This is a genomic window from Planktotalea frisia, from assembly GCF_001890925.1.
In the GTDB taxonomy this organism is placed as follows: domain Bacteria; phylum Pseudomonadota; class Alphaproteobacteria; order Rhodobacterales; family Rhodobacteraceae; genus Planktotalea; species Planktotalea frisia.
On sequence record NZ_MLCB01000181.1, the window covers coordinates 1 to 21,783 of the forward strand.

Annotated in this window: 20 protein-coding genes; 7 read left to right on the forward strand and 13 right to left on the reverse strand. The window is 53.0% G+C overall.

Translation table 11 applies throughout. The features are described from left to right. Window positions 1–155: 155 nt before the first annotated feature. Window positions 156–1,289 carry a KpsE/RkpR family capsule polysaccharide export protein gene (locus PFRI_RS16605; protein WP_072631839.1) on the forward strand — a complete coding sequence of 378 codons (1,134 nt, stop codon included), beginning with the start codon at window positions 156–158 and terminating at the stop codon, window positions 1,287–1,289. Window positions 1,290–1,310: 21 nt separating this feature from the next. Further along, window positions 1,311–1,979 carry an ABC transporter ATP-binding protein gene (locus PFRI_RS16610; RefSeq protein ID WP_072631823.1) on the forward strand — a complete coding sequence of 223 codons (669 nt, stop codon included), beginning with the start codon at window positions 1,311–1,313 and terminating at the stop codon, window positions 1,977–1,979. 41 nt (window positions 1,980–2,020) lie between these two features. Here the strand turns inward: PFRI_RS16610 and PFRI_RS16615 are convergent, their stop codons facing one another. Both PFRI_RS16615 and PFRI_RS16620 read right to left on the reverse strand, forming a co-directional pair. Further along, window positions 2,021–2,917: a hypothetical protein gene (locus PFRI_RS16615; RefSeq protein WP_072631824.1), complete on the reverse strand. Its 897-nt coding sequence runs from the start codon at window positions 2,915–2,917 to the stop codon at window positions 2,021–2,023. Window positions 2,918–2,945: 28 nt separating this feature from the next. Next, window positions 2,946–3,680, reverse strand: a complete 735-nt coding sequence (locus PFRI_RS16620; protein ID WP_084649733.1) for a glycosyltransferase family 2 protein — start codon at window positions 3,678–3,680, stop codon at window positions 2,946–2,948. A 96-nt stretch (window positions 3,681–3,776) separates the two neighbouring features. Between PFRI_RS16620 and PFRI_RS16625 the strand changes: the two genes are divergently transcribed. Continuing rightward, a complete protein-coding gene (locus PFRI_RS16625) occupies window positions 3,777–4,874 on the forward strand; it encodes a polysialyltransferase family glycosyltransferase (protein ID WP_072631825.1) in 1,098 nt (365 codons plus the stop codon). Here PFRI_RS16625 and PFRI_RS16630 read toward each other — a convergent pair. The 11 genes from PFRI_RS16630 to PFRI_RS16680 are packed head-to-tail and all read right to left on the reverse strand — an operon-like array spanning window position 4,853 to window position 15,952. Next, window positions 4,853–6,094, reverse strand: coding sequence for a glycosyltransferase (locus PFRI_RS16630; RefSeq protein ID WP_072631826.1), 1,242 nt, complete (start codon window positions 6,092–6,094; stop codon window positions 4,853–4,855). The genes PFRI_RS16625 and PFRI_RS16630 overlap by 22 nt on opposite strands. Next, window positions 6,091–7,002 carry an SGNH/GDSL hydrolase family protein gene (locus PFRI_RS16635; protein WP_072631827.1) on the reverse strand — a complete coding sequence of 304 codons (912 nt, stop codon included), beginning with the start codon at window positions 7,000–7,002 and terminating at the stop codon, window positions 6,091–6,093. Before PFRI_RS16635 ends, PFRI_RS16630 begins: the two co-directional genes overlap by 4 nt. After that, window positions 6,999–7,979: a Gfo/Idh/MocA family protein gene (locus PFRI_RS16640; RefSeq protein ID WP_072631828.1), complete on the reverse strand. Its 981-nt coding sequence runs from the start codon at window positions 7,977–7,979 to the stop codon at window positions 6,999–7,001. The genes PFRI_RS16635 and PFRI_RS16640 overlap by 4 nt, the downstream gene beginning before the upstream one ends. A 21-nt stretch (window positions 7,980–8,000) precedes the next feature. After that, window positions 8,001–8,951 (reverse strand): Gfo/Idh/MocA family oxidoreductase, encoded by a 951-nt coding sequence (locus PFRI_RS16645; protein WP_072631829.1) that lies wholly within the window; start codon window positions 8,949–8,951, stop codon window positions 8,001–8,003. Beyond that, complete coding sequence (locus PFRI_RS16650; protein ID WP_072631830.1) at window positions 8,945–9,736, reverse strand: SDR family oxidoreductase; 792 nt, start codon at window positions 9,734–9,736, stop codon at window positions 8,945–8,947. The genes PFRI_RS16645 and PFRI_RS16650 overlap by 7 nt, the downstream gene beginning before the upstream one ends. Next, complete coding sequence (locus PFRI_RS16655; RefSeq protein ID WP_072631831.1) at window positions 9,729–10,433, reverse strand: acylneuraminate cytidylyltransferase family protein; 705 nt, start codon at window positions 10,431–10,433, stop codon at window positions 9,729–9,731. The genes PFRI_RS16650 and PFRI_RS16655 overlap by 8 nt, the downstream gene beginning before the upstream one ends. Continuing rightward, a complete protein-coding gene (locus PFRI_RS16660; RefSeq protein WP_072631832.1) occupies window positions 10,430–11,413 on the reverse strand; it encodes a Gfo/Idh/MocA family protein in 984 nt (327 codons plus the stop codon). The genes PFRI_RS16655 and PFRI_RS16660 overlap by 4 nt, the downstream gene beginning before the upstream one ends. A 48-nt stretch (window positions 11,414–11,461) precedes the next feature. Then, window positions 11,462–12,478 (reverse strand): N-acetylneuraminate synthase, encoded by a 1,017-nt coding sequence (neuB, locus tag PFRI_RS16665; RefSeq protein WP_072631833.1) that lies wholly within the window; start codon window positions 12,476–12,478, stop codon window positions 11,462–11,464. A 12-nt stretch (window positions 12,479–12,490) separates the two neighbouring features. Continuing rightward, entirely contained in the window at window positions 12,491–13,735 is a 1,245-nt protein-coding gene (locus PFRI_RS16670; protein WP_084649735.1) for a polysaccharide biosynthesis protein, read from the reverse strand. After that, complete coding sequence (locus PFRI_RS16675) at window positions 13,732–14,802, reverse strand: nucleotidyltransferase family protein (protein WP_072631834.1); 1,071 nt, start codon at window positions 14,800–14,802, stop codon at window positions 13,732–13,734. The genes PFRI_RS16670 and PFRI_RS16675 overlap by 4 nt, the downstream gene beginning before the upstream one ends. Further along, window positions 14,789–15,952 (reverse strand): aminotransferase class I/II-fold pyridoxal phosphate-dependent enzyme, encoded by a 1,164-nt coding sequence (locus PFRI_RS16680; RefSeq protein ID WP_072631835.1) that lies wholly within the window; start codon window positions 15,950–15,952, stop codon window positions 14,789–14,791. The genes PFRI_RS16675 and PFRI_RS16680 overlap by 14 nt, the downstream gene beginning before the upstream one ends. A gap of 195 nt (window positions 15,953–16,147) precedes the next feature. On the opposite strand from PFRI_RS16680, the gene PFRI_RS16685 reads away from it, so the two are divergent. From PFRI_RS16685 to PFRI_RS16700, 4 genes are read left to right on the forward strand one after another with little or no spacing between them, the layout of a single operon-like run. Beyond that, the gene (locus PFRI_RS16685) at window positions 16,148–17,101 is read left to right on the forward strand and encodes a GNAT family N-acetyltransferase (protein WP_170124878.1); all 954 of its coding nucleotides are present in this window, start codon (window positions 16,148–16,150) and stop codon (window positions 17,099–17,101) included. Between the two features lie 21 nt (window positions 17,102–17,122). Further along, window positions 17,123–18,289, forward strand: a complete 1,167-nt coding sequence (gene neuC, locus PFRI_RS16690) for a UDP-N-acetylglucosamine 2-epimerase (RefSeq protein ID WP_072631837.1) — start codon at window positions 17,123–17,125, stop codon at window positions 18,287–18,289. A 5-nt stretch (window positions 18,290–18,294) separates the two neighbouring features. Further along, window positions 18,295–18,978: a PIG-L deacetylase family protein gene (locus PFRI_RS16695; protein WP_084649737.1), complete on the forward strand. Its 684-nt coding sequence runs from the start codon at window positions 18,295–18,297 to the stop codon at window positions 18,976–18,978. Between the two features lie 51 nt (window positions 18,979–19,029). Continuing rightward, window positions 19,030–21,702, forward strand: a complete 2,673-nt coding sequence (locus PFRI_RS16700; RefSeq protein ID WP_139292138.1) for a CDP-glycerol glycerophosphotransferase family protein — start codon at window positions 19,030–19,032, stop codon at window positions 21,700–21,702. Window positions 21,703–21,783 lie beyond the last annotated feature (81 nt).

Below are 21,783 nucleotides of genomic sequence, written 5' to 3' on the forward strand. Positions count from 1 at the left end.
CCGCCAAGCCTGCTGCTGCCGCCAAGCCTGCTGCTGCCGCCAAGCCTGCTGCTGCCGCCAAGCCTGCTGCTGCCGCCAAGCCTGCTGCTGCCGCCAAGCCTGCTGCTGCCGCCAAGCCTGCTGCTGCCGCCAAGCCTGCTGCTGCTCAAGTTGTTGTGCGTCCTTTGGCGGCTCCTGCGAAAAGAAAGCGACGGCATTGGGGGCTCTTCTGGTTTTTTATCTTCTTTGTGATCGGGCCGGTTGCGGCTGTGAGCTGGTATCTTTACGAGCGCGCTGCGGATCAATTCGCCTCAACCGTCGCGTTCACTGTGCGCAACGAAGATATTAGCAGTGCTGCCGATATTTTGGGGGGACTTGGCAGTACTCTTGGTGGCGGGGGAGGGGGCTCAAGTGATGCAGATATTCTTTATGAATTTATTCGCAGTCAAGAGATGGTGCGTACCATTGATGCTCAACTGGATTTGCGCAGGCTCTATACGATCCATCGTGAGCAAGACCCGCTCCTGACGTTTAACCCTGAGGGCACGATCGAGGATTTAACAAGTTTTTGGCTGCGTATGGTGCGCATTTCTTACGATTCTGGAACCGGGTTGATGGAATTGCGCGTATTGGCGTTCTCGGCAACAGATGCCAAAAAGATTGCCGAGGCCATTTTTGAAGAAAGTGCGCGCATGATCAACGCACTGTCCGCGGTCGCTCGTGAGGATGGAACACGCTATGCACGCGAGGATCTTGAGCGAGCAATCGAAAAGGTAAAAATAGCGCGTGAAGCTCTTACTGCGTTTCGTGTCTCAAATCAAATTGTAGACCCCTCAGCTGATGTACAAGGTCAGATGGGGCTTTTGAACACCTTACAAGCTCAGCTTGCTGAAGCACTTATTGAATTGGATCTGTTGAGTACATCCACCCGCGAGGGGGATCCTCGATTAGAGCAAGCCACCCGACGTATTGTCGTCATAGAAGCGCGTATCGCTGACGAACGACGTAAATTCGGGGTAGGTGCGCCAGGGGATGAAAGCTATGCCACGACAATTGCAGATTTCGAGCGGTTGTCAGTGGAACGTGAATTTGCGGAACAAGCCTATGCTGTTGCGCTCTCCAATTTTAATGGCGCAACAGCAGAAGCCAATCGCAAAAGCCGTTATCTTGCCGCTTACGTGCGTCCTACTCTTGCGGAGAGATCAGAATTCCCACAGCGCATCTTGTTTATTCTGGTCGTCGGATTGTTCAGCTTTTTGTTCTGGGCCATTGCTGCGCTGGTTTATTATTCTCTACGTGACCGGCGTTAAAAGACGGGGATCACCGAGACAGTGATTGAACTCAAAAACCTATGTAAGTCTTTTTACACGCGAGACGGGCCGAAGGTTGTGGCCGACACAATAAACGCGGTTTTACCTACGGGCACGGCTGTCGCTCTTCTTGGGCGTAACGGGGCGGGTAAATCCACACTGATGGGGATGATTGGAGGTACGATCAAACCTGACTCCGGCGCAATCAACATCACTGGCACAGTGTCTTGGCCCGTTGGCTTTTCGGGCGGATTTCACGGGCAACTCACCGGTGCACAAAACACGCGCTTTATTGCGAGAATTTATGGTGTAGATACGGACAGTTTGTTGGCATTTGTCGAAGACTTTTCCGAACTTGGCAGCCACTTTTATTCTCCCGTGCGCAGTTATTCGGCGGGCATGAAGGCACGTCTCGCTTTTGGAGTGTCGATTGGTATTCCCTTTGATACCTATCTTGTAGATGAGGTAACGGCCGTTGGAGATGCGATCTTCAAACGCAAAAGCAGGATTGTATTTAGAGAGCGCATGAAGTCAGCAGGCGCACTTGTGGTGACGCATTCAATGGCCCAAGTGCGCTTGCTGTGCCAGGCTGGTGCCGTGCTCGAGAATGGTGTTCTAGTGTATTATAATGATGTTGAAGATGCCATTGCTCATCATCAACGGAATATGGGCTCAAGCGAAGAAGAGTAGATGAACATACAAACATGTTGCCCAAGTCTGCTTTGAATACATCAGGTATCGCTCGATTTTAAAATCGCTTCCTGGGTCCAACGCAAGCCGAGAAGTCCTGGGACCGCTTGAGTGGGTTCCGGCCAAGATTGAAAAAAATCGGGCTCGATACCGCCACCGTAGCGTGTTTGCAATTCGGTGAAAACCGGTCGATATGTTGCAATAATTTCCCGCAATTCATCTGGTGATAAAAGACTGTAGCGGCGTCCCTGATATCCGTAGCGGTTCAAATGCAGCATCAGTTTATCGAGCTGATTTGTAAGTCGAGACGATCGTGGAAGGTCTCGCTGGAATAGGCTGCGCAATAACAAATTATCTGTGTCTGGAGTGGCGTTACTCCGCGACGGTAGAATAAATTCATTCACAGGTAGGCCAAGAGTTTCCAAAAAGTCGAGGACAGCATCTTCTTGAGCAAGCTGAGACTTTTCATAGGGCCGCAAGATGATGCTATCTTTTCCAAAAAGGGCTTCAAACTGGGCAATAAGGTGCTGGAATCTCAGCCCGCTTTGAACAAAAGCGGAGGCAAGAAACTGCGACATCGTAAGGGAGCCTGTTCCACTTTTTAGTCCCTGCTGAAACCACGAATTCAAAAAGCTATCAGGGCGGCGAAGGTAAATAAGCACATTCACATCGTAGTGCTCTAAAATCTTAGCCAATTTTGCGGTGTCACTGCGTTTGCTGTCTGCAAAATGCCAAAGACCCTCATCTGATATAATCAAATCACGATCTTTATGCGGCAGAGCTGCAATGGCCGGCGCGAGGATTGTAGAATGGCGCATTGGAGGGCCGAGGTAGTTGTATCCGTGTCTTGAGAGGACATCTGTGTTGCTGCTAAGGGCCTTTTGAATAGACGTGGTTCCAGTCTTCATTGTGCCTATATGTAAAATCGCTTTGGGCATCAATTTTCCTGTTCCTGATCAATATAGTTTAACGTAATATGCGTTGTCGCAAGTGACGGTAGAGACTAACCATGCTCTTTGGTATGGATAGCCCGACAATATCTCTGTACATGCGCCAAGTGCCATAAGTGGCTAAGATTTTGTTAGATGATAGTGTTCCATTTGCAAGTCGCAAAATGGCATGCGGCTCAGGAATTCCGCAAGCCGGCCCGTGCGCTTTGAGAATATGGAGCCAAAGAGCAAAATCGTGACGCCGTTTTATCAAGGGCATTGTGACTTTTCCACAGATCTGCGTATCATACATGGCTGTGAGGCAACCAATAATGTTTCCGGCCAGAAGTTGTTCATATGTTACGGATGTGGGCACGCGCACGTCTCTGATATGTCTCTTCGCGCGCTTCACTTCAAAACCTGTGTAGCAAAGCGGAGCATTGGTTTCGAGAAGTAATGCAAGCTGGCTGGCCAACTTGTTTGGCAACCACTCATCGTCTGCATCCAGAAATGCAATATAACGCCCTGTTGCATGGGCCAGTCCTGCATTGCGCGCGGCGGCCGCTCCTTTGGGACCATCGTTGTCCAAAATACGGATACGATCATCTTCTTGAGCGAATTCCAGAGCCGTCTGCACCGTCTCATCTTGGGAGCGATCGTTGATCACTAAGAGCTCCCAATCCGGTTCAGTTTGTGCCTGAATAGAGGCAATTGCAGCCCCTATCGTCGGGGCGGCCCTATAGGCTGGCATAAGAATCGAAACAGTTGCCATAGAAGGGCTCAAGCATGATGACTGGGTTCAGATGTTGACCTTTAAAGTCTTCATGGTTTAATCGCAATGTACCTTGGTTTCAGGATCCGAGTTTTTATGAGTATTTTGGATCACCAACCAAAGCAGATTGGATTTCACGCGTCCGCGGCTGATGAATTGCATGTTTGCAACAATCTACGCCATCTCGTTTTTGCGCTTGCCGATATTGTGGGGCGTTTGGCCACTGCCAAAATTCTTTATCTTGAGGATGATGCACCTCTGTCGCCGTCTTTAAAGACACGTTTGTTGAGGGCATACCCGAATGTAGACATCGCGTTCTCTTACGATTCCGAACAAATAATGCTCTTTGCGGGTAATCCCGAAGCCGGCGTTATAGGGCGAAACATCCAGTTTGATTGGGCGTTGGGTTTTGTGCGCGCGACCCATAGTGCTTTGCCGATACTATTAGGCCAGCGTTTTGAAACTGGCTACATCTATCACTCGGGGTTCTTCACGTCCAAACGAGCTGCCTTTAGCTGTAATCATGTGGTGATGCGTGAATCTGGACTGAATAATTATGTTTCGTTTCCAGTTGCTTTGGGTAAAGCGATTTTACGGACATGTTCGGGGCTTAACCCTTCCCGTCAGATTTGGGGGGAAGAGGCCTGGGTAGATATCATAGAGGTATCACGACCAGAGTACCTACCAGAAAATGTCAAAGGAAAGGGGCGTAAACTGGCGTTTTCCGATCTGCTGAAAAAACTAAACTCTGCTCAAGCTTTCGAACTGGCGCATGTCTTTGTGCCAGAACCGCCATTGTTTGCCGCGCTCGGCAAGCCCCGTTGTCTCGTAATCACCCAACCTCTGGATTTGATTGGCTTGTGTAGTACCAGAGAAAAGCGTGGACTGTATCAACGGATTATCAATGGCCTGTCCGCGCAAGGATACGATGTTCATATTAAGCATCATCCGAGGGATGAGCCGTATGAGCTGGATAATTGTCTAACAATGTCGGGCGCTTTTCCTGTGGAACTGTTGGCTGCATTGCAACTACCAAAGTTTGATCTTGCAGTGGCGTTGTGTTCAGCATCGCTGATGGAGGGTAACGCGTTGATTGCTGAAAAAGTTGTGCAGTTTTTAAAGCCGGAACAGTTTAAGGATGCTGGTTTGGCTAAATGGGTCGCGACTCTTCCTCAATGCCTTTCTGACTTATGATCTGAGTGACCGAGAGCTGTTTTTTGGATAAGCGCAAACCATTGTGACGCAACCTTGTCGGGTTGATAGGTCTGTAAAATATCTTTGCTGGCATCTCCCAATGTACGTAAGTGAGCCGGTTGAGATAAGGCCTCCTTTAATCCATCTGCGAGAACTGCCGTTCTGTCGTGTTCTGGTTGTAACAAGAACCCATTTGAGCCGTGTGAAATCAAATGATTGATCCCCGCACAATCAGCGAAACCCATTGCAGGCACTCCATGCGCCATGGCTTCTGCGACAGCTAGACCAAAGCCTTCAAATGCTGCGGGATGGCACAGTAGGCTCGTGCGGTCATACACGGCCCCCAAATTGGCAGTGACGCCGCAAAGCTTTACAACGCCCATCAGGCCGGCTTGGGCAATCAGCGCGGTGAGCGTGTCGTGTCGCGGGCCTTCCCCATAGATCTCAAGACGCCAGTCTGGAAATTCATGATGTATCTGTTGCCAAGCTCCGACAAGCAAATCCATGCGCTTTACGTCTGTTAATCGGCCAACAGCTACGATCAGTTTCTCACGTTTGGGCACAGGATCAGGTACTGGCGATAATCGCATGACCGGATTTGGCATGACTGTGATACGGGCTTGCTCCTCGTAGGAGAACCAATCACAAAATTCGTTTTGTAGAACAGTGATGCTTGTCGCATTGGCAAGAGCTCTGCGCGCGCGTGTGCGATAAACAGGGTTTTGATCCCAACGCGGGCTGTCGAGACCGAAATCTTCCTGGGGTAAATTATGTGTGGAGGCGATGACGGGAATACCAAGAGCCTGTCCGGCAGACACAGCTGCGGTGATCGCAGGGGGAAGAAACGCAACAATTACATCAGGAGGATTACTGTGTAGTGTGCGTTTCACACGGTTTGCGAACATCCCATGCGTGACCGCCCACTTCAGAGATCCAAACATATTCCCATATGGCAAATTTTTGACGATGCTTGGTGTTTGGCTCGAGGCCATTCCAGGCTTGCTGCGACGTCTTAAAACCGATGGAAGGACATTGGTGACAGCAATATCACCCAGATCAAAATGCAGCGCGCGCGTGGACGTATCGTAGACGAGAACCTCTACATCCATACCGCGCGCCGCCATGGCGGTGACTGTCTGCGCAAACACGCGCTCGGCGCCGCCGCTTAATCCAAACAGCTTTTGAATGACAAAACAGACGCGTAGTCGCTTTGTGCTCATCGCAGGTAAGGATCACACTTGTTGCAAAATAGCTGGTGACCTTTGTCCGCGAGATGCATCCCGTCGGGGTCCAGAACGCCTTGGTTCTGAGCCTGCCAAACATGGCGGTCCAAATCCAGAAGCAGGGCGTCCCTGTCGTGGACAGCATTTAGGATCTCAAGATTATAGGCCGCGAAATTACGGTTGATTCCCGGCGTGCCGGGCCATGATTTTGCGGGTGGTAGAATGATCGTTGTCAAAACGATCTTGTCTGCATTACGCGCACGCAAAAGATCAATAATGGCATCTAGATTTTGGCGGAATTCTGTCGGATTCACGTAATGATGAGGCGGCAGTCTCTGGATAATATCGCGACGATATTTGCGCGTAAAATCAATCAGTTTGTCGCGTGTCATAGGTTTCAGAAACGACAAGGCAATCCGCTCGTTCTCTAGGAACATACGGTTCGCACAGTCATTCAGGCCCACGTGCAGCACAAAGTGTGAATCACGCCCTAGATCAGGGTCAGCGGTCAGCTCATCACGGACATTTTGAGTGGTCGCAAATCTCTGGCACAGGCTTGTGACGTTCAAGTCGGGATAACGCTCGTTAATGAGGTTGGTGTAGGTTTGCGCCTCTCCCTCGATGTCATCGGGGCGAGGCAAGCCAAGGCTGTCACTCATGATCAAAACGTTACGTGTACCTGCAGGTTTGGCCGGGAACAAAGCGCGGAACTGATTGCGCTCACGCACATATGCCGCGTGATCAGAAGCGATTTTTTTGGCCAGTTCCTCGGGGTCCGCCAAATGCAAAGCCTGCGTGCGTGCGAGAGAAAACTGCTTCACCGCGATATCAAGCGATCCGGCTTCGGCAGAGGCAATCGCCGCATCGATCGTGGCTTCTATCTCACTGTCGTATGCGACGGTCATGAAGCGTCTCCACAATATTTTTGTCCTGTCCGAATGGCTTCATAGAAAGTCATGTGACGCGCATGAGCGTCCAGAGAGACCAAACGATCGGCGTCTTCTCCACTGAGGAACGCGCGGGTCTGGCGCAGCAATCCGGGTTTGAACGCAAGATCATCACCATCCTCAAGCGCGACATCTGTTTCAGCAAAGCTGTCGTGGGTCTGCACGCGCAGTTTTTCCAGTGGCTGAAGGATGATGCGACGTTCATGGGTAAGTACTTCCATGCCCCAGCGACCCGGAGACACCCAATTGGCGTGCCATGCAATTGTCGCGCCGTCCCGGCGATAGCCAAATCCGGCAAACACACCAGCCTGAGGGTGCCAGTCGACACCGTGCTGACCGGCAATGCGCGCATCCAGTGCATCGGGGCGACCGAAGAAGTGAAACGCCAGATCAACCACATGGGTTGAATTGCCGTAAAACCACGTCGAAAGCTCGCGCTCGGGCTTGCCCAATGCCCCAATGCGGCGCGCAGGTTCGGAAAAATCAAAGCGCAGGCTGACAAGGCCACCGTCTTCAGCAATCATGCGGTCCGCTTCGATTACAGAAGCAAGGAAGCGACGGTTGTAAGCCACATAGACTTCGGCATTTACAGCTGAAGCCGCCGTTTGAAGGCGGGCCATCTCTTCCAGATCCAGAGCCGCAGGTTTTTCGACAAGCAGCCTTTTGATGCCATGGGCGATCAGGGTTTGCGTGGTGTGTGCCAGCGCGTGGGCATTGACCGTGACAATCGCAACTGCGTTCGGATCAACATCCGCCAGCTGGGTTTCAAGGGCTCCGGTGCTGGGCTGAATACCTGTCGCTTTGGCGAAACTCGCGGCTGACGCTGCGCCGCGTCCCAAGACTTTGGGCGTGATATTCAGGGATTGAAGAACCGACGCATAGGCTTGCGCCATACCACCGGCGCCAATCAAAAGAATAGGAGAGTGAGTCGTCATTACTAAATCCACTAAGAAACGTTAACTAACAGGGCATACAGTATCGTCACTGCTTGGCAAGTCTAGGTGCTGACACATTGCGCGCAGATAGAGGCGGTGTTGATGCGCTGACGCCGCATAGGGGGTGAGCCCTGGGTCACCCTCGCGCAGAGCATTATCATAGAGGTAGGGCATGCCCGACACATGTTTGATCGCAAACGGTGTTGTGACACCGTCTTCGCTTTGCGTGCCGCCCAATTCGTCGATCGCGATGCTGCGTACGCCTTGGCTGAGGGTGATGCCGATCTCCATTTTATCGCTGTCCAGACAGGTCACAGACAGGATCGCGCCATTGTCGAGCGTGGCCGCAAGCGTGCCGAAAATTTCATAAAACCCGGCGCGTTTGCTTTCAACGGCGCCGCTTTGCAGAGCAGAGAGATCAATCGACGTGAGAGGGGTATCGTTCAGAAACTCGCACAGGTCCAGAAAATGCACCGCATTCGAGGCCAGACCAAAGGCGCTGCCAGTGACAGTAACATCAATCGGCCCGCCGCCTGCGAGGGCCGTTTTCAGCGCATGATAGTTCTCAAAGCCACGGCGCCCGCAGTTCACAAATGCTGCGATGCCCATGTGCTCAAGCTTGGCCGCGACCTCATCCAGCGCCGTCACGGTCTGGAACAGGATCTTTTCAAAGATGATGTAGCCCACATCATGGTGATCCACAACGCTGTCAAAGGCAGCCTGACGCGTATCCGCGCTGGTGGCGATCACCACCAGATCAAAATGTTCACGGCTCTCGGGCAAAGCACTAAGTAAGCGATAGTGCTCGGCTCCGCCTGCGGCTTCTGAGGCGATAAAGTCGGCAATGCGCGGATGCCCGCCCTCAAAGGGTTCAACGATGGTGATGCGCGCAGGCGTGTCGATATCCGCAAGCGCCTGAAGGTGGCGAAACCCGATGTTGCCACAGCCGCATAGAATAACTTGTTTTACCATGCTGTGAGACCTCCATCGACGATCAGGTTCTGCCCCGTCACATAACTGGCCCCATCCGAGGCCAGATAGGCCACCGCATCGGCGATCTCATGGGGCTCGCCCATACGGTCCATCATCGTGCGTGCGGAATAGTTCTGGATGAATTGGTCGTTCTGACCGCTGAAAATCCCGCCCGGGGTGATCGCATTGACCCGCACGCCCTGCTTGCCCCAATAGCTGGCAAGGTATTTTGTCAGCCCCCAAAGACCGGCTTTGGAGGCGGAATAGATCGCTGGTGTGTTAATCGCACGACCCTCATAGAGGGCACCATCATAGATGCGCTGATCCGGGGCCGCGATACCATAGATCGACAGGAAATTGATGATAGAGCCTGCGCCCCGCGCCGCCATGTCTCCGCCAAAGACCTGCGCACAGAGTGCAGGGCCGGTGAGATTGACGCGCATCACGTAGTCCCAATCTTCCAAAGGGAAGGTCTCAAAGGGCTCAAAGAAGTTGTCCGATTTGGTCGCAGCCCCGCAGATCAGCACCTCTACCGGACCCAGATCTGCCTCGGCCTGCGCTTTGAGCGCGACCAGAGCATCGCGGTCCGAGACATCACAGGCATAGGCAATGGCTTTGCCCGCAGGATCAGCGCCATCCGCAGAGGCCTGAGCCGTTGTCATATCGCGGTCCACAACAGCAACATGATGCCCATCGCGGGTCAAACGCAGGGTCATTGCGGTTCCCAGAAAGCCCCCGCCTCCGGTGAGCAAAATGGTCTTAGCGCCAGTGCTTTTGTCAGACATTCTCAGATTCCTTCTTGCGGGTTTCCCCCATCAGCAGTTCGACCAGCTTGAAATCAATCTCGCTGTCGATATCAACCGAGCGTTCATGGGGCATTTCATGCAATCGCGTGCGTCCGGCCCAAAGACCTTTGGCCAGCGTATCGCGGTGCCAGACATAGATCGAGGCGTTCATCGCATAGACATCGGGTGCCGCCTGACGCGAGGCCACACCATCGCTCGAGGGTTTGACCAAACGGATATTGCCGTCCTCTTTGGCTTCGACCATGTTGAAATAGGGGTTCTTATCCGCAGGGTAGGCGGTGATCACCGTATCTGTGTCTGTATCCAGCAAAGCAACAGCGGCGGTAATATCAGCCACATCGCGCAGCGGCGATGTCGGATCGAGATCGACCACACGGGTGACATCCACGCCGAGTGTTTCCACATGCTCCACAAGATGAATGATGACCGGGAGCTTTCCCGCCTCCGAAGTTGCCAGCTCAGCCGGGCGCAAGAAAGGAACGATAGCTCCGTATTCGCGCGCGATGGCAGCGATTTCTTCATCATCCGTCGAGACATAGATCGCATCAATCAAATTGCAGGCTTGAGCTTGCTCAATGGTATGGGCAATCAGGGGTTTGCCCCACAGCATGCGGACGTTTTTGCGCGGCACACCCTTTGAGCCGCCACGTGCGCAGATCGTGCAGATTGTTGTCATGTGTTTGAACCTTCATCTCGGGCTTGCAGGGCGAGGTGGGTACTTGCGATCCCGTCGGCAAGGCTTTGGGGAGGAGGCACGGATGTGTCCCCTGTCATTGCAGCGGCGACACTATCAAGCATAGACATATATGTCTGCGCCACGTCAAAATCCGCAGGCCCGGTGCTCAATGCGACAGAGCCATTTGGCGTGAGCTGCGTCAGTTTACCGGCAAGGTCCCAATCGAGCCCTGCGGCGTCCCCGACTACTTCGTAATGGCGCACACGTTGGCGCGATATGTAATCCAGAGCGATTTGCACGAAAGGTCCGCCCTGTGGGTTGGACAGAACCGCCAGAGCGGTGTCATTGGCGCGGATATCGAGGCTGCTTTGATGTGCGCCGCGTGCATAGTTCAGCTCAAGATCGCCAAAGAACCAGCGGGCCACATCGATTTCATGCACCAGATCAAGCTCGACCCCGCCACCACGTGTGGCATCCGCAGAATAGCCGGCGGTGTAGTCCTGATCCGGGCGCCAATCCGGCAGCCACAGCCCGGCCGTCAGGCTTGCGCGGGCGAGGTGGCCCAAAGCCCCCTCTTGGATCAGCGCATGGGCGCGTTGCAAAGAGGGTAAATAGCGAAAATTGAAGCCAGACGCGCGCACCGCAGGCGGCGCAGTTTCAAGCGCGCGCAGAATTGACGTGCAATCTGTTTGCTCGGCCACAATCGGTTTTTCCACCAGCAAATGGCAGCCTTTGGCAATCAGACGCGGCAGCAAATCAATGTGATTGGCAGAGGGCGTGGCCAGCACAACGAGATCCAGATCAAGGGCCAGCGCGATGTCAGGATCAGAATGCAAGATTGCACCAAGTGCCGTGGCTTCTTCGTCCGGTGCCGCACGGTGGCGCAGCACATGCAGCTGCGCCTCTGGAAACCGCGCAGCGAGATTGCGCAAATGACGCCGCCCGATAGAGCCAAGTCCGATGACCAGAGCCGATTTCACAGGACGGCCCGTCTCTGGTGGTCGGCGCGTAACGAAAGGGATCCCAGATCAATCATGGATATCTTCAGCGACAAGAGGGGTGTCAGCAGGCACATCGCGGCTCAGGGTACAGCCCAAAACCAGTGGCAAATGACGCGGCGCAAGACCCGTGCCGGGGCGTACGATTTTGATGTCACTCTCAGTGAGCACAGTGCCTTTGCTCAGATCGCGTGTGGAGGTGATAGAGCGACGCCCCACAAGCGCGGTCTGCTTTTCTGCCTCGGTCGGACCTTTGCGCCCTGTGCCAATGGCCGCTTCGATGCGGCGGATGCCGGTGACAAACTCAGCGAAATCATCCGGCTCCATCGAGGCCTTGTGATCAGGGCCGGGCAGGGATTGATCCAGCGTGATGTGCTTTTCAATGATGCGCGCACCGCGCGCCACCGCGGCCCATGAAATAGCGGCACCCAATGTGTGATCCGACCAGCCCACAGGCAGACCAAAGGCCTGTGCCATCGTGTCCATCGCCGCCAGATTGCAGTCTTCTGGCGCAGCCGGATAGTTGGACACGCAGTGCAACAGCGAGATGTCGCTGCCGCCGCCGGCATGAATAGCTGTTATCGCTTCTTCGACCTCGCCAATCGTGCCCATACCGCTGGAGAGGATGATCGGTTTGCCTTGACGAGCCATATGGGTGAGCAGGCCAAGATGGGTCAGATCGCCCGAGCTGACCTTATAAGCATCCACCCCGATCCGCGCGAGCAGGTCAACGGCATCCAGACTGAAAGGTGTGGACAAAAAGGCGATGCCTTTTTGCTGGCAATAGTCATAGAGCCGCGCGAATTCATCCTCTGAAAGCTCCAGAGCTTTGAGCATGGAAAACTGGCTGTCATCGTTCTGGGTATTGGCGCTTTGGTAGGCCGCCTTGGCTGCACTCGTCGTCACCAAATCTTCGGCGCGAAAGGTCTGGAACTTCACGGCGTCTGCATGGCAGGCGGCGGCCGCATCAATCATCCGGCACGCAAGATCGAACGATCCATTATGATTGACGCCAATTTCAGCGATAATGTAGCAGCGATCGTACATGACAGACCCTTCTTAGACGCGTGCGTCTAGCGATTTGGTGCTGGCCCTATGGCTTTTAGCAAATGCGGGTTCTACCGCCGCGATGGCATCTTTGAGGACCGTCTCGCTGAGAGGCTCGGCCTGTTTGTTAGACAAAAAGCCACGTAGTTGATCGATAAAGGCAGGAAAGACTGTGGGGTCAGTCGGGGGTAAATAGCCCACATGTTCAAGCGAGGTGAACTTGCCACGCGCGACGTCTTCACCAACTCCGATGAATTCCTCATAGGTTTTTTCGCCTGCGGTATCCAAAGGCGTCAAAAGCATAGGCCATTCGCCGCGTTTAGCGCAAGCGTCAACCGAGTTGCGCGCCTCGTCTTCGTCATGGGTAAACCAAGGCTTGAGACCCTGCGCATCCAGATACCACGTGGCCACATCTTGTAGCAGCACCAGATGCTCCGCGGGATCCAATGCAGGTACAATCACACTGCGATCAGGTCCAAGGAACGCCGCCAACGTGCACAAATGACCGGACTCGCCCAAGGAGACGAAGAAGCGGCGGCAGCCTTCGGGGCAGGCCATGGGTTGGCGCGCAGCTTGACGCATTTGCCAGCTTTGCAGCAAGGACCCGTTAGACATGGCGACATTCGCAAAACGCGCCGATGTGATCTGTGTTTGATCGGTCCAAGCCAAATTAGGTGCAAACAATGCATGTTCCATCAGGCGTTTGGTGGCGCCCATCATGGAACTTGGGTTTGCAGCTTTATCTGTTGAAACACAGAACAGGCGCTTTGGCGCGCCAAGAGCACCTAGCCCATGTGCAAGATCAACCAGCTTGAGAACATTGGTCTCCAGCATGGCCAGAATAGAGTAGGGATCTTTTTCCGAACGCACGTGTTTGAGCGCGGCAAAGTTCAGCACATAGTCATAGGGTTGGTTCTGTGCGGCCAGCCATTGGCGAAACGGCGCGCCGCCATAGTCAAAGGGCAGGGTGAGAATTTCGTCCGCCAACACAGGCTCGGGCGCAGAGCGCAAGGCGCGAATGACTTCAGCCAACCCGTTCTCGTTGTGATCAATCACATGCACCACCGCAGGCGCAAAGCGCAGCACCGTGCTCAAGGTCTGGAAACCGATAGAGCCGGCACCGCCAATGAACAGGATGCGCGATCCTTTGATCATCTCCGAGAGCGTATCAGCGTAAGTGCGGAAATCCTGGGCAAAGAAGCTCTCTTTGCGGCCAACAATACGCGCATCGAGTGTCGGCAAGTCAAAAGGTGTCAACTGGAGGGTCCTTCAAAGATAGCGCGCGCGCGTTTGAGTTCGGCAATGTCCCCGATATCAATCCAGCGGCCTTTGTGCATATACGTCCCGCCTTTCATGCCGCGCTTCTGGAGGTCTGTAAACAAAGTCGGCAGATCATAAAATTGATCCTTTGGGACAACATTCAAGATGGATTTGGAGAGCATATAGCAGCCAGCATTGATTCTGAAATGCGTGGTGGGTTTTTCCTCGGCGTCCTCGAACGCTTCGTCTTCAGCCACGCTCACCACGCCATAAGGGACTGTCATGCTGAAATCGCGCACAACCATGGTAGCGTCCCAGTTGTTGCTCTGGTGCTGGGTCCGCAGCGCGTCCACATCGATGTCGTTCAAGATATCGCCATTCAGACATAAGAACGGCTCGGACAGCTGGCCGGAATCCACCAGACCAAGTGCGCCGCCCGTGCCCATGCGGGTTTTCTCATGGACATATGAAATGGACACATCCAACGCCGATCCATCGCCATAATGATCGACAATCATCTCGGAGAGATAATTGGTTGATAGCACAAAGCGGTTGATGCCCTGATCGCGCAGGTTCTCGATGATGTGGCTCAGAATAGGTTTGCCGCCCAGTGGCAAGAGCGGCTTGGGGCAAGTGTCTGTCAGTGGAGCCAAGCGGCTGCCCAGCCCGCCGGCCATGATCACTGCGGTCAGATCTTCGGGGCCGGGCGCGACCCAAAGGGCAAACATCGACTCCAGCCGAGCATTTTGCACAAATGGTAAATACTCAACGCCACGTCGGACCATGAGGGCGCGCGCATCGGAATCTGACAGATCCGTTTCTAGAACAACAGGGCTGCGGTTGAGTGCTACATCTACGTTGGCATTGACTTGCCCACCTGACGACAGGAACCGTCTGATATCGCCATCTGCAATGACCCCCTCGAATGTGTTGTCGCTTGTGGAGATGACAGGCACCAGCCTGAGGCCAGCAGAAGTCATCATTTGCATTGCTTCAAGAATAGTCTGCTCTTTGTGTACGCAAAGAGCGCGCAACTCCGAGCCGATGTATTTAGCTAGCTTCATGCTTATTCCAAAAATTTGTTGTATCTCTAATAATTTTGTTAAGGTCTTGATCTGAAATGTGGGTCGAGCATGGAAGTGGAAAAATACGCTTCCAGATGTCGTCTGTTACAGGCATCGGCTCGCACAGGGACGACGCATAAGGCTTTTGTAAATGCAAGGGCTTCCAAAACGGGCGCAGGTCAATTCCTGCGCTTTTCATGTGTTTTTGGAATTCAAGGTCGACGTTTTTGTCGCCCCCAGTATAGTAAACTCCAGAAAACCAGTATCCGTTTTGACCATAGGCAGGTTCAGGAAAAGGCTCCAAAGATTTGAAATTGCTAGATAGCTCGGAGTAGATGTCCCGGATTTTCTTCTTACTCGCTAAGAATGCATCAACACGCTCTAACTGCGCGACACCAACCGCAGCTTGCAAATTGGTCATGCGATAATTGTAAGCAACAATATCATGGTCGTAGTTTGCACCGACACGCCCTGTCGAGCTTAAATGCTTGATGCGTTCGATGTAGGCATCGTCATTAGAGGCAACGCCACCGCCGCCGCCGCAGGTTACGGTTTTATTGCCGTTAAATGAATAACACACGGCATCGACACCTGTCGCGCCAAGAGCGATCCCATTTTTGTATGTGGTGCCTATCGCTGCGGCAGCATCGACAATGACACGCAGATTGAAATCTTTAGCCATGGCCACGAGAGCTGCAAAATCGGGTACAGATCCCATAATCATAACAGGCATGATGGCGCGTAGAACCTTACCACTCTCGCGGTGCAAGCGCCCGTTCGGATGCGCATCCGTTTGTGCTTCGATCGCGACGCGTGCCGCATCGACATCCAACATCCAGTCTTGCGCACTGACATCCACCAGCCACACATCTGCCCCAGCATGGCGCACCGCATTTGCACTTGCGATAAAGGTCAGTGCAGGCACCATCACTAGATCGCCTTGGCCAATATCAAAGCCTTCGAGGGCAAGATGTAGGGCTGTTGTTCCACTGCACAGCACGGATGCGGCAGTCGTACCGCTCAACTCAGCAATCTGGGTTTCAAACGCGCCAACGAATGGGCCTACTGTTGAAACGAAGGTCGAGACGATGCACTCTTGGAGGTAAGCCGCTTCATTTCCATTTAAGTTAGGGACAGCTAGCGGGATCATATTTTAATTACTTTCGAGTATCTTTATAAAGCAAAATCTTGGGATTACTTCATTTAGGGAATGCAACACTTTTACACTCCAGCGCAACCAAGAAAATTCGGCGCAGGAATGTAGACATCTTTCAGCATCCTCAATAGTCTTTCACAAGGCAAGCTGACCAATGCAGGCTACATAGCAGTGAAAGGAGCCCACTTGGTGAGTAAAGGTTATGATATTCGCGCATGGCAAGCTGGTGATGAAGTTGCGATTCGAGAGCTTTTTCAGGCCAGCTTTGGGCGGACTCTTGCCGCTGACTTTTGGGCTTGGCGGTTTAATGATCATCCTGCGGGGGAACCTTTGATCATGCTGGCTTGGCAGGGAGACCGCTTGGCAGGGCACTATGCCGCCAGTCAGGCACCTCTTACATGTGATGGTCAAATTATTCCTGCAGCTTTGTCTATGACGACGATGACCCATCCAAAGGATCGCGGACACGGACTTATCGAAGCTGTGGGTGGCGCGCTCTACGAGATGCTCGGACAGAACGGGTACGCTGGGGTATGGGGCTTTCCCAACGCTATGATAAATGCAACTCGGCGCAGAAAGCTTGGCTGGGTGCCAATTGACGATGTTCCAACACTTTCCCTAAACGTTGCCGCCGCGCGCGCGCGGGGTGCTGATCCCGCTCTCAAGGTTAGCATTGTTGATAACATTGATGGACGCTTTGAGGCGTTACAACAGGCAACAGCTCAGCCTGATACTCTGGCTGGTCTGCGATCTACTGCGACGCTTGAGTGGCGGATAGATAAGAACCCGATCAATACCTACACGCGCTACATAATCTCAGCCGGAGAGCAGATTGCAGGTTACGCGATTACGAAAGCGTTTGGATCGCAAGCAATCGATATTGTTGACATATGCGCGCTAGATGATGCGCATGTCACAGCCCTGTTGGCGAGCGTGCTTAAACAAGCACAAATCGATGGTGTTGGGACGATAAATTGCTGGTGCCTACGAATGGACCCAGCACGTATTGCGTTCGAGCGATTTGGCTTTGCGGCCACTGCACCCGTAACTTATTTCGCTGGTCGAAGCTTCGATCCAGAGTTAAGAGGCTTTTCAGATGCCCGACGCTGGCGTCTCAGTATGCTCGATTCTGATTTGTTCTAAATAATCTATTTAAAGGTTTCCATGACACGGCACGTTCATTTCTTGACTGGTATCCGGTCTGAGTACGATATTCTGGCTCCTGTGATCGAAGCTGTGAACAACATGGGTGACCTGGATGCGAGCGTAATTGTGACCGGTGGTCATCTCAGCACGCGCATGGGTAATTCGATTTCGCAGATCGAAGCGGACGGTTTTCGGATTGCGGCGCGGATCGATTCACTCCTTGCATCTGACGGAGTGTCAGGCCGCGTCAAAGGTGCCGCCTTGCAGATGGCAGGCATGACAGACTTGTTTGCGCAAGAACGTCCTGACTTTTTGGTCGTGATGGGCGATCGCGAAGAGTCTATGACAGGCGCTCTCACCGGGCTCTACCATCATATCCCTGTGGTTCATATCGGCGGTGGCGATCATGCTGAAGACGGCAATGTTGACAATCCGATCCGCCACGCTGTGTCCAAGATCGCAAATTTGCATATGGCGACCACACCGTTGAGCGGACAGCGTTTGCGCGCGCTTGGTGAAGAAGATTGGCGGATCAATGTGGTTGGTGCCTCTGGTCTGGATCGCTTGGTGAGCACGCCGCATATGGATCGCGCAGGGGTCGAGGCCGCGCTGAACCTCGCGTGGCAAGGCCAACCCTACATCGTGTTCCTCTATCACCCGACAATCACCGATTTCTCTGCAGCGCGCGCACATATGGAGACGATTTCCAACGTACTGGAAAAAAGCGGTGTGAATGTGGTTGCCTTGATGCCCAATACGGACCCTGGCAATGATGCGGTTGTCGCGGAATTGACTGCGCTTTCTGCGCGTTGCGAGCGGGTGAAGCTTTTCACGTTCCTGGAGCGTCACGTCTTTGTAAACATGTTGCGCCATGCGCATGCGATGGTTGGTAACTCCTCTGCGGGCATTCTAGAGGCACCGACGCTGGGCTTGCCGACAATCAACATTGGCAAGCGTCAGCGTGGGCGCGAACATGCCGATAATGTTATTTTCACCGAGTATGATCCTGAGGAAATTCAGCGTGCATTGGACAAGGTGATGAACGATAGCGTCTTTCGCGCACAGGTGGCCAAACGCGAAACACCCTATGGTGATGGTACCACCAGCGCACGGATCGCGCAGATCTTGTCGCAGACAAATATTGACGCACGCCTGATGCACAAACGTTTTATTTTGGAGACTTGAGCCCCGTGTTTTCTGACAATCAAACCGGACCTATTCTGGTCCTCGCACCGCATCCGGATGACGAAACGCTTGGCGCTGGTGGAACGCTTTTGCGCGCCATACGTTCAGGACGCCCTGTTCACTGGCTTATCGCTACAAAAATGCGCGCCGAGGATGGCTGGCCTGCTGACAAGATGGCGCGGCGCAAAGAAGAAATCAAAACTGTCGCTGAAGCCTATGGCTTTGCGGGTGTGCATATCTTGCCGTTTCCAGCAGCGCGTTTGGATACTTTGCCAACGGGCGATCTTGTGGCGGCCATTGCTGCCATCGTGAAAGAGGTCGAACCGGAAATCATCATGTTGCCGCACCGTGGGGATGCGCATAGCGATCACGCGGCAGTCCATGATGCAGGTGCCGCCTGCTCTAAGTGGTTCCGCTATCCTTCCGTGCGCTGGACGCTTGTTTATGAAACATTGTCCGAAACCGATGCTGCGATCCAGGACAGCGAACGCTTCCATCCAGATGTCTTTGTAGACATCACCGATCATCTGGATGAGAAACTAGCGATCACCAACCTCTTTGGAAACGAAATTCAGGCGTTTCCTTTCCCTCGTAGCCTGCGCGCTTTGCGTGCCCTTGCGGAAGTTCGTGGGGTGGCCAGCGGTACACATGCTGCTGAGGCTTTTATGCTTTTGCGCGCACGCTTTTAAAGTATGATTTTTTTGGTTTAAAATACAATTTCATTAGGAACGACCAAATTTATGCCGCTTCTTCCTAGAGTACGCACGATGATCAATCGGGTACGTGTGTTGCCAAAGGCTTTGGCACACGCTGAAGCTGGTGCTGTACGACAAAAAATTGTCGGCGCTTTGCGGTGGCGTGTCCGTCGTCTCAAGGTCAAAACGTTTAAGTTAAAACTTAGACTGACAGACAAAATTACCGGTGCCAAAGCGGGAAACATTACATTTTGGCGTGCAAACCCGGCGTATGACTGGTCTGCGGTTGATGCACGAATACAGCTCCTGAACGAGACCTATCCAAATGCAATTGCACATTTCACCGAAGTCAGTGTCGCGACCGCACGGAACTCAGAGGTTCTGATCAATCTTGCGCGTTCTGAGCTTACTAAAGAGACCATGCGTGCGTGTTTAATGAACGAAACGCTTGATGAGCAATCCTCAGTGCGTCAACGCATGATGCGCAGTCAAATGACCTGCGCAGGGTTCGTAATAGCGGCAACACTATTGCTACCTGACAAACTGTCTGCTGAGTTTGCACAAAAAGCGACCGAGTTTTGTCCTGCCTTCTCAGCGCACTTCCGCCGCATGATGGACAGCGGCGGCACAGTGATCTCAAAGCGGCCCAAACATGATGCGCGCAGATTTATGCCGCACAGCAAATTTAGGGCAGACAGGAAACACCGCCTCATTCTGGCGCAATCTCTTAAAGATGTACCAACTCTTTCACTTCTTTTTTCTGGCGCTGAGAATGTGACTGTCTTCATTTTGGATGATTTGTACGGGCGCGCAGAGTTTTCGGATAAAATGGAGCATGCTGGTTCTGCGCGGGTTACGGTTGAACACAGCAGAAGCCGCATCACCCGCTTTAGTCCCGACTATCACCGTGTGCACGAAGATACGCGCGTCGTTGCCCAGACGCTTACAGCAGCGCTTGAGCAGGCGGGTGGTGCCGAGCTCACAATAAGAGATCCTCAAGGTACTGAGCTGGCGTTAGCCGACAATTTGTTTTTCCCTTGCCTGCAATTTGCAGCTTTAGAGCACTTGGTTAACTCAGATGAGTTTGACCATATTGTAGTTGCATTTGGAGGTCAAAAAACTGCGAAACCGGGGGCCAATAAGCAATTTGCTCGGTTGCTGTCAGGGATCAAGAAATTGGCGACAGACCCGCGCGTAGAAATGGTTTGTTTGTCCCCTGATAGCCAAACTCTGGAAACGCTTGATGTAGTGTTGAAAATACTTACGTCACCGCCAGCGCCAGCGCCTGTCGTGATTAACCCCGCCAAGAAACAAGAACTCGCGCCCGCAGTTGCAGGGTTGTCCGGTCGGAACTCGACCTTGGCGAAAGGTTTTGCGAGCTGGCCGGACACACAGCATCCACGCATGATGCTCGCCACAACTCAGGTTGCTGCTTACAATCGCTCCTCAGCTGCATATAGCGACTCTATTAGCGCCATCGCAAATCTTCGCATCGCCTTCTTAGGAGGCAATTTGTTGAGCTTCACTGAAAGCCTAGACGCAGAGAATGGCTCGGAGATGGTGACTGCGATGCCGCAGAGAATTCACGCAAGCCTCAATCCGCTCCACAAATGGTTGGTTGAATTTCTAGGGGAGCAGCTGAAAAACATAGCGCCTGATTATGTATCTCATGTGATTTCGGGTCGTGTATCAGACATCGCGCGCAATGGTATTTTGGCTTATTTGGCGCATGCAAATTTATGCCACGTGTGGTTTGCGCGGCTCGAAGAGGCCAATCAGCTGCCCGAAGCTGTCGTTCTGACACCCTTTAGAAGCCCGCGTGTGACTGCATTCGCGGCTGTTGCCCGGCACTACAATGTCCCCAGCGTCGCGATTGAGCCGCATGGCTTGAATGCTGCATATTGCCGGTATTGCAAAGTCACTGCTGACTATTACGGAGTTGTGTCTCGCTTCTTTGTTCAAGCGGCTGTCGACGGTTTTGGAATGAGTGCAGACCGCTGCCCTGTGATTGGTTCGCCGCGCCTAAAGGGCCCTGAAAAGTACGACATGGCTGCTAAAACATTCGCAGCGCGCGCGCATCTGATCGACGAGTTTGAGAGCGATCTTGTGCAAGATGTACCATTGATCTCCTACTTTACCCAGCCCACTGACTGGAACCAAATTTCAGAGGTTTGGCGGATCGTTTTAGAAGCAACGGCTGACTTGAACTGTCAGTTGGTGTTGAAAACACATCCAGAAGAAACTGCCAGCCGGGTCGCAGCCTATCTCAGCATCGCTGAAGAGCTGGGTGTATTAGATCGTGTCCGCATGGTCGAAACAGATGCGGTCTCATTGATTGAAGCCTCTGATCTGGTGCTGTCAGGCTACAGCGCAACTGTTGTTGAAGCGGCGCTTTATCGTCGACCAGTCTTCTGTGTAACGAATGGCGATATAGAGTATCCATTGAACCAACACGAAATCGTTGGCGGAAAACTCCTGCGCTCGACGCCTGATCTGCGCAACGAGATTGAAGCGTTTCTGAAGGATGCCAGCCCTTATCACCGCGCCGCCGAGACTTTTCTAGAAAATGAACCTCAGCTCACTCAAGGCTTTGAGGAGCATCTGAGCACTCTATTAAAAAACATCATGTCGATGCCCCGCGAAGAGTCTCTACGCCCTTCAAAGGAGCGTCCGCAATCTCTCTTCATAGACGGGCCTCATACGGCCTATAAAGTTTAATTATACACAGAGTCCTCGAGCACCCGACTTTTGACGGGTTGACGTCTGACCGTAGAACGATTCAGCTAACCGCATGATCCG

Bases quoted from the DNA above. Each gene is read 5' to 3' on its own strand.
- PFRI_RS16630 (WP_072631826.1), bottom strand. From the start codon at position 6,094: ATGAGCACAAAGCGACTACGCGTCTGTTTTGTCATTCAAAAGCTGTTT.
- PFRI_RS16635 (WP_072631827.1), bottom strand. From the start codon at position 7,002: ATGACCGTCGCATACGACAGTGAGATAGAAGCCACGATCGATGCGGCG.
- neuC (WP_072631837.1), top strand. From the start codon at position 17,123: ATGACACGGCACGTTCATTTCTTGACTGGTATCCGGTCTGAGTACGAT.
- PFRI_RS16640 (WP_072631828.1), bottom strand. From the start codon at position 7,979: ATGACGACTCACTCTCCTATTCTTTTGATTGGCGCCGGTGGTATGGCG.
- PFRI_RS16615 (WP_072631824.1), bottom strand. From the start codon at position 2,917: ATGCCCAAAGCGATTTTACATATAGGCACAATGAAGACTGGAACCACG.
- neuB (WP_072631833.1), bottom strand. From the start codon at position 12,478: ATGTACGATCGCTGCTACATTATCGCTGAAATTGGCGTCAATCATAAT.
- PFRI_RS16655 (WP_072631831.1), bottom strand. From the start codon at position 10,433: ATGACAACAATCTGCACGATCTGCGCACGTGGCGGCTCAAAGGGTGTG.
- PFRI_RS16625 (WP_072631825.1), top strand. From the start codon at position 3,777: ATGAGTATTTTGGATCACCAACCAAAGCAGATTGGATTTCACGCGTCC.
- PFRI_RS16675 (WP_072631834.1), bottom strand. From the start codon at position 14,802: ATGAAGCTAGCTAAATACATCGGCTCGGAGTTGCGCGCTCTTTGCGTA.
- PFRI_RS16650 (WP_072631830.1), bottom strand. From the start codon at position 9,736: ATGTCTGACAAAAGCACTGGCGCTAAGACCATTTTGCTCACCGGAGGC.
- PFRI_RS16680 (WP_072631835.1), bottom strand. From the start codon at position 15,952: ATGATCCCGCTAGCTGTCCCTAACTTAAATGGAAATGAAGCGGCTTAC.
- PFRI_RS16645 (WP_072631829.1), bottom strand. From the start codon at position 8,951: ATGGTAAAACAAGTTATTCTATGCGGCTGTGGCAACATCGGGTTTCGC.
- PFRI_RS16700 (WP_139292138.1), top strand. From the start codon at position 19,030: ATGCCGCTTCTTCCTAGAGTACGCACGATGATCAATCGGGTACGTGTG.
- PFRI_RS16620 (WP_084649733.1), bottom strand. From the start codon at position 3,680: ATGGCAACTGTTTCGATTCTTATGCCAGCCTATAGGGCCGCCCCGACG.